Origin of the sequence: Mycolicibacillus koreensis (assembly GCF_002104795.1) — a bacterium.
GTDB lineage: Bacteria > Actinomycetota > Actinomycetes > Mycobacteriales > Mycobacteriaceae > Mycobacterium > Mycobacterium koreense.
Genome location: NZ_NCXO01000129.1, coordinates 1 through 202 on the forward strand (window position 1 = coordinate 1; position 202 = coordinate 202).

Here is a 202-nt window from a genome sequence, read left to right on the forward strand (position 1 = left end):
TGATGAGGCGGATCTTGCTGTTGATGCCTTCGATGAGGGCGTTGGAGATGCGAAGTTCGATGGCCGCCAAGATGGGGGCGAAGTAGACCTCAAAGCGTTTGCCCAGCGCGACGAAGGCGGGAATGTGAACCGCACTGGGTTCGGTGGAGGCTCGGACTATTGGATTCCGGCCAGGGCTTGGCCGGTCCGGGTGTCAGCGTAG

General features: G+C 60.9%; 1 protein-coding gene. It reads right to left on the reverse strand.

Annotated elements, in window-relative coordinates; translation table 11 throughout:
* On the reverse strand, positions 1-70 hold a 70-nt coding region (locus tag B8W67_RS21475), incomplete at its 3' end, for a hypothetical protein (protein WP_234806842.1).
* Positions 71-202: the final 132 nt, after the last annotated feature.